Origin of the sequence: Aeromonas bivalvium, assembly GCF_000819765.1 — a bacterium.
In the GTDB taxonomy this organism is placed as follows: Bacteria; Pseudomonadota; Gammaproteobacteria; order Enterobacterales; family Aeromonadaceae; genus Aeromonas; species Aeromonas bivalvium.
Genome location: NZ_CDBT01000034.1, coordinates 1 through 1,197 on the forward strand (window position 1 = coordinate 1; position 1,197 = coordinate 1,197).

1 protein-coding gene is annotated in these 1,197 nt (G+C 55.6%); it reads left to right on the forward strand.

What is annotated here, in order from left to right; all coding sequences use genetic code 11:
• The first annotated feature begins 26 nt into the window (after positions 1 to 26).
• Positions 27 to 1,189 (forward strand): IS3 family transposase gene (locus tag BN1119_RS20060; protein ID WP_157438658.1). Its coding sequence is split into 2 segments (ribosomal slippage): positions 27 to 282 and positions 282 to 1,189, totalling 1,164 coding nucleotides; the frame shifts between segments, so codons are not numbered across the junction.
• The last annotated feature ends 8 nt before the right edge of the window (positions 1,190 to 1,197 follow it).

Genomic DNA, 1,197 nt, shown 5'->3' on the forward strand with positions numbered 1-1,197 from the left:
GTCGCCACCATGACCTGAGGTGTTCAATGACAAGATTACGTCGCTCATTTACTGCCGAATTCAAACTCGAAGCCGCATCCCTGGTGCTCGACCAGGGATATTCTGTCCCTGAAGCCAGCCGTTCACTGGATGTCGGTGAAACCGTGCTTCGCCGCTGGGTTCAGCAACTGCAATCCGAACGAACTGGCACAACCCCAATCGGCAAAGCGCTGACTCCGGAGCAGCAAAAAATTCAGGAGCTGGAAGCCCGCATCAACCGGCTCGAACGTGAAAAGGACATTCTAAAAAAGGCTACTGCTCTCTTGATGGCGGACGAGTTCACACGTACGCGCTGATAGACCGATTAAGGGAGCAAGCCCCCATCACCTTGGTCTGCTGCGCTTTCGATGTTCCCACCTCCTGTTTTTACGATTATCTGACTCGCAGACGGACGATTAACCGTGAGCGAATGCAGCAGCGCTGTGAGTTGCGCCGGTTGTTCAAAGCGAGCAGGGACTCGGCAGGCAGCCGCGCCTTGATGTCGATGATGCGGGAGTTGGGGTATCAGATTGGCCGATTCAAAGTACGTAACCTGATGAAGGAAGCCGGGCTGTCATCCAAACAGCCAGGCGCACACCGTTATAAGGTGGCACAATCTGAACGACCGGACATTCCCAATCTGCTGGCCCGCGAATTTGATGTCCAGCACCCCAATCAGGTGTGGTGTGGCGATATCACCTACGTCTGGGCAGGTGGCCGTTGGCATTACCTGGCAGCGGTGCTTGACCTGCATAGCCGGCGGGTTGTGGGGTGGGCGATGTCAGATAAGCCAGATGCCGAGCTGGCCGTGAAAGCACTTGAGATGGCGTATCAGCAGCGGGGTTGTCCGTCCGGCGTGCTGTTTCACTCCGACCAGGGCAGCCAATATGGCAGCCGAGCATATCGGCAACGACTGTGGCGCTATCGCATGACCCAGAGTATGAGCCGGCGTGGTAACTGTTGGGATAACGCGCCAATGGAGCGACTGTTCAGGAGCTTGAAGTCAGAGTGGCTCCCGGCAACGGGATACATGAGCCTGCGGGAAGCGAAGCGGGATATCAGTTATTACCTGATGAATTACTACAACTGGCGACGTCCACATCAACACAATGACGGGATACCGCCAGCAAAAGCCGAAGATAGACCTAACCGAGTGTCCGGATTTAGTTGACCACTACA